12 protein-coding genes and 2 rRNA genes (1 of these 14 only partly in view) are annotated in these 7500 nt (G+C 52.4%); 13 read left to right on the top strand and 1 reads right to left on the bottom strand.

What is annotated here, in order from left to right; translation table 11 throughout:
- The 13 genes from NZ653_05450 to NZ653_05390 form a co-directional block, all read left to right on the top strand.
- A 23S ribosomal RNA gene (locus NZ653_05450) occupies positions 1-882 on the top strand; it begins 2113 nt to the left of the window's first position.
- A gap of 67 nt (positions 883-949) precedes the next feature.
- A 5S ribosomal RNA gene (gene rrf / locus NZ653_05445) occupies positions 950-1066 on the top strand.
- Between the two features lie 72 nt (positions 1067-1138).
- Positions 1139-1612 carry an acyl-CoA thioesterase gene (locus NZ653_05440; protein ID MCS7286561.1) on the top strand — a complete coding sequence of 158 codons (474 nt, stop codon included), beginning with the start codon at positions 1139-1141 and terminating at the stop codon, positions 1610-1612.
- Positions 1569-1778, top strand: coding sequence for a metal-sensitive transcriptional regulator (locus NZ653_05435; GenBank protein ID MCS7286560.1), 210 nt, complete (start codon positions 1569-1571; stop codon positions 1776-1778). Before NZ653_05440 ends, NZ653_05435 begins: the two co-directional genes overlap by 44 nt.
- Position 1779: 1 nt before the next feature.
- The gene (gene trxA / locus NZ653_05430) at positions 1780-2109 is read left to right on the top strand and encodes a thioredoxin (GenBank protein MCS7286559.1); all 330 of its coding nucleotides are present in this window, start codon (positions 1780-1782) and stop codon (positions 2107-2109) included.
- Positions 2110-2129: 20 nt separating this feature from the next.
- Positions 2130-2270, top strand: a complete 141-nt coding sequence (gene rpmH / locus NZ653_05425) for a 50S ribosomal protein L34 (protein MCS7286558.1) — start codon at positions 2130-2132, stop codon at positions 2268-2270.
- Complete coding sequence (gene rnpA, locus NZ653_05420) at positions 2270-2626, top strand: ribonuclease P protein component (GenBank protein ID MCS7286557.1); 357 nt, start codon at positions 2270-2272, stop codon at positions 2624-2626. The genes rpmH and rnpA overlap by 1 nt, the downstream gene beginning before the upstream one ends.
- On the top strand, positions 2623-2832 hold the full coding sequence (gene yidD, locus NZ653_05415) for a membrane protein insertion efficiency factor YidD (GenBank protein ID MCS7286556.1): 210 nt from the start codon (positions 2623-2625) through the stop codon (positions 2830-2832). Before rnpA ends, yidD begins: the two co-directional genes overlap by 4 nt.
- Positions 2833-2844: 12 nt before the next feature.
- On the top strand, positions 2845-3600 hold the full coding sequence (locus NZ653_05410) for a YidC/Oxa1 family membrane protein insertase (protein ID MCS7286555.1): 756 nt from the start codon (positions 2845-2847) through the stop codon (positions 3598-3600).
- Positions 3575-4246: a protein jag gene (locus NZ653_05405; protein ID MCS7286554.1), complete on the top strand. Its 672-nt coding sequence runs from the start codon at positions 3575-3577 to the stop codon at positions 4244-4246. Before NZ653_05410 ends, NZ653_05405 begins: the two co-directional genes overlap by 26 nt.
- Positions 4243-5085 (top strand): PfkB family carbohydrate kinase, encoded by an 843-nt coding sequence (locus NZ653_05400; GenBank protein ID MCS7286553.1) that lies wholly within the window; start codon positions 4243-4245, stop codon positions 5083-5085. The genes NZ653_05405 and NZ653_05400 overlap by 4 nt, the downstream gene beginning before the upstream one ends.
- On the top strand, positions 5076-5852 hold the full coding sequence (locus NZ653_05395; GenBank protein ID MCS7286552.1) for an AAA family ATPase: 777 nt from the start codon (positions 5076-5078) through the stop codon (positions 5850-5852). Before NZ653_05400 ends, NZ653_05395 begins: the two co-directional genes overlap by 10 nt.
- Positions 5842-6570 carry a DUF72 domain-containing protein gene (locus NZ653_05390; GenBank protein ID MCS7286551.1) on the top strand — a complete coding sequence of 243 codons (729 nt, stop codon included), beginning with the start codon at positions 5842-5844 and terminating at the stop codon, positions 6568-6570. The genes NZ653_05395 and NZ653_05390 overlap by 11 nt, the downstream gene beginning before the upstream one ends.
- Here the strand turns inward: NZ653_05390 and mog are convergent.
- On the bottom strand, positions 6545-7033 hold the full coding sequence (mog, locus tag NZ653_05385) for a molybdopterin adenylyltransferase (GenBank protein MCS7286550.1): 489 nt from the start codon (positions 7031-7033) through the stop codon (positions 6545-6547). The genes NZ653_05390 and mog overlap by 26 nt on opposite strands.
- Positions 7034-7500: the final 467 nt, after the last annotated feature.

The raw sequence follows: 7500 nt of genomic DNA, 5'->3' as shown, positions 1-7500 counted from the left end.
GAACTGGCCGTGAAGATGCGGCCTACCCGCAGCAGGACAAAAAGACCCCGTGGAGCTTTACTGCAACTTGGCATTGGGTTAGGGCTTAGCCTGTGTAGGATAGGTGGGAGGCTGAGAAGTCTGGGCGCCAGCCTGGATGGAGCCACCCTTGAAATACCACCCTGGTTAAGTCTTGGCCCTAACTCCTGACCGTAATCCGGCAGGGGGACAGTGCCAGGTGGGCAGTTTGGCTGGGGCGGCCGCCTCCTAAAGGGTAACGGAGGCGCCCAAAGGTCCCCTCAGGCGGAATGGAAACCCGCCGTTGAGTGCAAAGGCATAAGGGGGCTTGACTGCGAGGCCTACAAGCCGAGCAGGGGCGAAAGCCGGGCTTAGTGATCCCACGGTTCCGCGTGGAAGGGCCGTGGCTTAACGGATAAAAGCTACCCCGGGGATAACAGGCTAGTCTGGCCCAAGAGTTCACATCGACGGCCAGGCTCGGCACCTCGATGTCGGCTCGTCCCATCCTGGGGCTGGAGTAGGTCCCAAGGGTTGGGCTGTTCGCCCATTAAAGGGGCACGTGAGCTGGGTTCAGACCGTCGTGAGACAGGTCGGTCTCTATCCGCTGCGGGCGCAGGGGGCTTGAGGGGAGCTGCCCCTAGTACGAGAGGACCGGGGTGGACGGACCTCTGGTGTACCAGTTGTTCCGCCAGGAGCACCGCTGGGTAGCCATGTCCGGCAGGGATAACCGCTGAAAGCATCTAAGCGGGAAGCCCGCCCCAAGATGAGGCCCCCCACCGGCTTAGCCGGGTAAGGCCCCTGGGAGACTACCAGGTTGATAGGCCGCAGGTGGAAGCCCGGCAACGGGTGAAGCCAAGCGGTACTAATGGCCGAGGGCTTGTCCCTCTTTAAGCCCGCTCCGAAATCCCATCCTATTCAGCTTTTAGGGCGCTAAAGCTTGAGAAAAGAAACCCCTGGTGACCATAGCGGCGGGGAAACACCCGGTCCCATTCCGAACCCGGAAGTTAAGCCCGCCAGCGCCGATGATACTGGGGGCGCGAGCCCCTGGGAAAGTAGGTCGTTGCCAGGGGTTTCTTTTTTTATCTGCGGTTTGCCTTTTGGGAGCCATTAAGATATAATCTGAAAGTAATTCCAGAAGGACATGATCGGAGAAGTAGAACTGAAAGTGAGGTTTGCCGAAACGGATGCCCAGGGCGTAGTTTACTATGCCCATTACTTCGTCTGGTTTGAAGTAGCCAGGGTTAATTTCCTCAGGTCATTGGGTTTTAGCTATGCCGAAGCGGAAAAAGCAGGGATTGGCTTTGTCATAGCCGAAGCTTCCTGCCGGTATTTGGCCCCGGCTCATTTCGACGAGCTGATCAAAGTTAGGACATGGGTTGAGGATGTCGGAAACACCAGCTTTGTCCTGGCTTATGAGGTTATCAACGGGGAAACCGGAAAGCTCTTGGCTCAAGGCCGAACAGTCCAGGTATTTGTGGATATGAAAGGGAACCGTAAACCTGTGCCAATACCTCCTGCCCTCAAGGAAGCACTGGAGAAAGCTAAGGATGGAAGAAATCCTGAAAAAGATTGTGAAGATAGAAGGCCAGATAAGGGGCATAAGGGAGATGATTGAGCAAGGACGCGAGTGCAGCGAAATCCTCACCCAGCTTATGGCAGCCAGAGCTGCGCTGGAAAGCGTGGCTATGGACTTGGTGGATGGGTATATTGAGCGGTGCATGGGTGAAGCCAATAAGGAAAATCTGATTAAAACCCTCAAGCTCTTTCTCAGGAGGTGGTAGATTGACCAAGCCTTTGGAAGTAAACGCTGAAGCCTTTAAAAAAGAAGTTCTGGAAGAGAAAATCCCAGTTCTGGTGGACTTTTGGGCTGAATGGTGTGGCCCATGCCGGATGCTGGCGCCTCTCGTGGAAGAAATCGCCATAGAAATGGGTGACAAGTTAAAAGTGGTTAAAATTAATGTAGACCAGAACCCTTCTGTTGCTGTTTCCTACGGCATAATGAGCATCCCAACCCTTATCCTCTTCAAGGGCGGAAAGCCTGTTGAAAAGCTGATTGGTTACATGCCTAAAGCCAAGCTTTTGGAAGCTATAAATCGCCACCTTGAAGGGTGAAAGGGAGGTGAATCAGGAAAATGCCCAAGAGAACTTATCAACCCAAAGTGAGGCATCGTTTTAGAGTTCACGGATTCCTGGCCAGAATGAGGACAAAGGGAGGAAGAAAAGTCCTGAAAGCCAGGCGTCAAAAGGGACGATGGCGTCTTACCGTTGATTGATGAGGTTCAAGCTCTGGCACCTTCGCCTTAGGGACCCCAAACGGGTGGAAGAGATAAGACGCGGGGGAGAGGCCTGGAGCAATCCTTATGTGGTGCTTCTGGGGTTACCGGGAGAGCCTGGAAAGTTGCGGGTGGCTTTTTCCTCCAGCCGGAAAATAGGGAAAATAGTGCATCGCAATCGGGCTCGCAGGCTCCTCAGGGAAGCCGTCAGGTTGAATCAGCACCACATCAAAAAGGGATGGGATCTTCTCTTCATCGCTAGAGCAGGCCTGGCCAAAGCCTCTCTCATAGATGCCCAGGAAGCTGTGAGAGAAGTTCTCCGGAAAGCAAAACTCTGGCAGGAGAAAAAGGAGTGAAGAGAGCAGTCCTTCTCTTAATCCGCTTTTATCAAAAATTTATTTCGCCGCTATTCCCTCCAACCTGCCGTTTCTATCCCTCCTGCTCCGAGTACACTTACCAGGCCATAGCACGCTATGGCCTTTTGAAAGGCGGTTGGTTAGGGATAAAACGCATTGGTCGATGTCACCCCTGGAATCCAGGCGGATATGATCCTGTTCCTTAGGAGAAGAGAGAAATGTGGGACCTGATTGTTGTAACTCCTATAAGGGAAAGCATAACTTTCCTCAGCCAGTCCATAGCATCGGCAGGCATACCTTATTCTTTCGGCTTTGGGATCATCGTTTTCACCCTTATCATAAAACTTTTGACTTTGCCCCTTAACATCCAGCAAATGCGGGCAATGAAGGCCTTTCAGGACCTGCAGCCCAAACTTCAGGAACTCCAGAAGAAATACGGCAAGGACCGGGAAAAACTGGCTCAGGAACAGCTGAAGCTTTACCGGGAAGCTAAGGTTAACCCTCTGGCTGGATGTTTACCCAGCCTCGTTCAGCTTCCGGTATGGATTGGCCTATACCAGGCCCTTTACAATATGGCCCAGGAAGGAGTCTTAGCCGAGGGGTTCTTCTTTATCCCGAGCCTGGCTAAGCCCATTGGGCTGGAATGGCTCTGGCCCCCCTCTGCCTGGCAGTGGCCCGATATGCCCGCATACTTAATCCTTCCTATCCTCACCCTGGTGACTCAATTTGCGGTCCAGAAGATGAGCACGCCTCCTTCCTCTGACCCCCAGCAGACGACCATGAATCAGATGATGTATTTCTTCCCGTTTATGCTTTTCTTCTTTGCCCTCCAGGTGCCTTCAGGTTTAAGCCTATACTGGGTGGTCATGAACATCTTCACGATGATCCAGCAGTATATATTCATGGAAAGCTGGAAAAAGAAGCCCACCCCTCCCAGGAGGAAAGCCCATGACGAGCGCCTCAAAAAGTCTTGAAGTTACCGGCTCAACGGTGGAAGAGGCCATAAATAAAGGGCTGGCCGAGCTGGGCAAAAGCCTGGAAGAGGTAGAGATAGAGGTAATTTCCGAAGGGAAAAGGGGGTGGTTTTTCCTTAAAAGTGAGCCCGCGAGAGTGAAGATAAAGGTTAAAGAGCCCCTTAGCGTGGAGGAAATAGCCAGGGAGATGCTGGTGGGGCTGGTGAGCAGGATGGGCTTCAGAGCCAGGGTCACCACCAGAATTGGCCATGATATGGTGGGAGAAGAAAGCGAAGAGCCACCCCTGGTCCTTAACCTTACAGGGCACGATCTGAGCCTGCTGATAGGGAAAAAGGGAGAAATCCTTTCCGCCCTTCAGCTTTTGACCCGGACGATGGTCAGCAAGAGATTAGGCCAGAACGCCAACATAATAGTGGATGTGGAAAATTACCGGGCTAGAAGATGGAAATTCCTCTCTCGCCTCGCCCTTCGGATGGCCGAAAAGGTGGAAAGAACCCACAAGACCATAGTGCTGGAACCGATGCCGCCGTACGAGCGCCGGATAATCCACCTCGCTCTCAGAAATCACCCCACCGTCACCACCAAAAGCATAGGCGAAGGGGAAAAGCGCCGGGTCACCATCTTCTTGAAAAACCAGGGCCAATGAAGCAGACCCCTGAATTTTTAGTTATAGGCCACGTTACTAAGGACCTGGTTCCTGGAGGCTGGACCATTGGAGGGACAGCTTCTTATGCTTCCATAACTGCCCGAAATTTAGGCAAAAGGACTGCCATAGTAACCTGCGCAGGTGACGACCTGGCTCTGGAAGAATTTCTCAAAGGGATAGAAGCTTTTAAGGTTGATAGCTCAACTACTACCACATTCCAGAACCTCTACCTCAGTGGAGCACGGATTCAATTTATCAGAGAGGTAGCCGGTAAGATAATGCCCTCCAGCATTCCTGCTCCCTGGCTTGAGGTCCCCATCGTCCTGATAGGGCCCGTGGCCATGGAAGTGGACGAAGGGATAGTAAACCTTTTCCCCAATTCTCTGGTAGGGGTAACCCCTCAGGGCTGGATGCGGTGCTGGGATGACGATGGACTGGTTCGGTATCGGGTCTGGGAAGAGGCTCACCGGATTCTGCCTAAAGTTGAGGCTTTAATTCTGAGCGAGGAAGATGTGCAGTATGATTTGAGGGTTGTGGAGGAGTATGCGGGCCTTGTGGAGATCCTCGTGCTCACCCAGGCCGAGCAAGGAGCTACCCTTTACTGGAGGGGAAAAAGAGAACATTTTCCAGCCAGACCTGCCAGAATGGTGGACCCTACCGGGGCGGGAGACGTTTTCGCAGCTGCTTTCCTTATACGCCTTCATGAAACCGGTGATCCCCGCAGGGCTGCTCGCTTCGCTAATGCTGTGGCTTCTTTCTCGGTGGAAGCCCCGGGGGTGAGCGGGATACCTGACCGTAAAACCGTTGAAGAGTGGATGGTGAGGAACGGATGGGAGTGATTTACGCCATAGCCAATCAAAAGGGCGGAGTAGGTAAGACTACCACGGCTGTTAATCTTGCTGCTTTCATCGCTGAAGCAGGAAAAAAAGTCCTGCTGGTGGATATTGATCCCCAGGCCAATGCCACTTCAAGTCTGGGAATAGACAAAAATTCTTTACCCCTTTCCATCTACAATGTGCTCATAGAAGGCTTGCCCATCGCTGAAGTCGTAACTCTTACCCGCTGGCTGCGGCTGGATATAGTGCCCTCATCCCCGGCCTTAGCTGGGGCGGAAGTGGAAATGGTGGGGATGATAGCCAGAGAGCAACGTCTCAAGAAGGCCCTTTCTCCTATAGCTGGGCGTTACGATTATATTTTCATAGACACCCCCCCAAGCCTCGGGCTTCTCACGGTGAACGCCCTGGTAGCTTCCCAGGGGGTGATAATACCCGTACAATGCGAATACTTACCCCTGGAAGGCCTTGCCCAGCTTATGAAAACCATCCGCCTCGTGAAAGACAACCTGAACCCAAGCCTCCGCATCGCTGGCCTTGTCCTTACCATGTATGACCCCCACACCACTTTAGCCAAGCAGGTAGTTCAGGATGTGCGCTCTCACTTTAAGAGTTACGTTTTCAGGACCATAATCCCCCGCAGTGTAAGGCTCAGCGAAGCTCCGAGCCACGGCGAGCCTATAAATGTTTACGCGCCCAAATCCATCGGTGCTATGGCTTACAGAGCTTTAGCCGAAGAGCTCATGGAAAAGGATAAAAGCCGTGAAGGTTAAAGTAGGGTGTTGCGGTTTCCCCGCGGCCAAATCCCGTTACTATGAAACCTTCCACCTCGTGGAAGTCCAAAACACTTTCTATAAGCCTCCCATGCTGGAAACCGCCAAGAAATGGCGTCAGGAGGCTCCGCCCGATTTTGAATTCACCCTCAAGGCCTGGCAGCTAATAACTCATCCTCCATCGAGCCCCACTTATAGAAAAGCTGGTCTTAAGATTGATGGAGATAAAACCTACCGTTATGGTTTCTTTCGCCCAACCTCTGAAGTTTTCCAGGCCTGGGAAACCACTCTGGCCATAGCTGAAGCGCTGGAAGCCAGGGTGGTAGTTTTCCAATGTCCAGCGGCCTTTGTTCCTACCGATGAAAACATTGCGAACATGAGAGCTTTTTTCGGAGCAATTCCCAGGAAAGGGCTCGTATTTGCTTGGGAACCGCGGGGCGAATGGGAGAATTCGTTAATAAAGAGGCTGTGCGAGGAATTAGAGCTTGTCCACTGCGTGGACCCTTTTCAGCGTTTGCCGGTTACTTCAGGGCTGGCTTACTTTCGGCTTCACGGGAAAACAGGATATAGTTATCGTTTTACTAATGAGGATTTGCTCTGGCTCAAGGAACAATGCAAGCCCTTTAGTGAAGTTTACTGCCTTTTCAACAACGTTTCCATGTGGGAATCGGCGCTGGACTTTCTCAGGCTTTTCAATGGTGAGTCTCTCGCCCCCTGAGGAGATCAAGGCCATGAGGTAGAGCCGGGAGGATCACCTCAAGGTTTTCCCGGGCAGCTTTTGGGCTTCCGGGTAGATTAACTATAAGCGTCCGGCCTCTTATTCCGGCTACGGCTCGGCTCAGCATAGCATGGGGTGTTTTCAAGAGGCTTGCCGCCCTCATAGCTTCAGCAAGACCCGGTGCTTCTTTATCAATCACGGCTTTGGTAGCCTCTGGTGTTACATCCCTTGGAGTAAATCCGGTGCCCCCTGTGGTCAGAATGAGTTCCAAATCCAATTCATCGGCCCACCTTTTAAGCACTTCTTCAATTAATCCCTTCTCATCCGGCACGATCTCTTCTGCTACAACCTCTGCTCCAAGCTTTTCTTCTACCAGCTTGCGGACTTCAGGCCCACTTAAATCCTGATACTCTCCTTTAGAAGCTCTGTCGCTAACAGTAAGGATTCCCACCCTTATACCCATGGTTACCTCCTACGATAGTCCTTTTGGGCTATTTTACCAAGAAACTTCCAGAACCTCAACGGTTCAGAAGCTTGACTTTGCCCACAACTCAGGGGACATCCGCGGCGTAGGGTGGCTATAACATCTCCTCAGCACTAAATAGAGCCCGTCCCACTCACTCTTCAACCCTGCTTCCCACCCAGAAAGCTGTAGAGGCAGCCGTACCAGACTTTGCGCCAGCTCCCGTAAGGCGTAGAGGGCGCACAACTCATCAAGGCTCCGGTCGCAGATGAGGCGAAGTGGGCGCCCCTACAGGATGACGTGAATCCCCGGTGCAATTAGCCTCTGAGAATTTTGCTTCGTATCGGGAAAAAGAGAGACCTGGAATTAAGTTGGTTTATGTTGAACTTTTGCTGCACCAGGTTTATTCCACCGAGCGCCTCTTTTGGCCCGGGTTCAGTCATGGTTTATAATAACGACCAGGTTCC

This window comes from Anaerolineae bacterium (assembly GCA_025062375.1).
Classification (GTDB): Bacteria; Chloroflexota; Anaerolineae; order SpSt-600; family SpSt-600; genus SpSt-600.
Note: the sequence above shows the minus strand (reverse complement) of the source record. Positions and strands in the feature narration are given on the sequence as shown.

Coding starts and splice junctions, on each gene's coding strand:
- NZ653_05440 (MCS7286561.1), top strand. CDS start 1,139: ATGATCGGAGAAGTAGAACTGAAAGTGAGGTTTGCCGAAACGGATGCC.
- rpmH (MCS7286558.1), top strand. CDS start 2,130: ATGCCCAAGAGAACTTATCAACCCAAAGTGAGGCATCGTTTTAGAGTT.
- rnpA (MCS7286557.1), top strand. CDS start 2,270: ATGAGGTTCAAGCTCTGGCACCTTCGCCTTAGGGACCCCAAACGGGTG.
- NZ653_05410 (MCS7286555.1), top strand. CDS start 2,845: ATGTGGGACCTGATTGTTGTAACTCCTATAAGGGAAAGCATAACTTTC.
- NZ653_05405 (MCS7286554.1), top strand. CDS start 3,575: ATGACGAGCGCCTCAAAAAGTCTTGAAGTTACCGGCTCAACGGTGGAA.
- NZ653_05400 (MCS7286553.1), top strand. CDS start 4,243: ATGAAGCAGACCCCTGAATTTTTAGTTATAGGCCACGTTACTAAGGAC.
- NZ653_05395 (MCS7286552.1), top strand. CDS start 5,076: ATGGGAGTGATTTACGCCATAGCCAATCAAAAGGGCGGAGTAGGTAAG.
- mog (MCS7286550.1), bottom strand. CDS start 7,033: ATGGGTATAAGGGTGGGAATCCTTACTGTTAGCGACAGAGCTTCTAAA.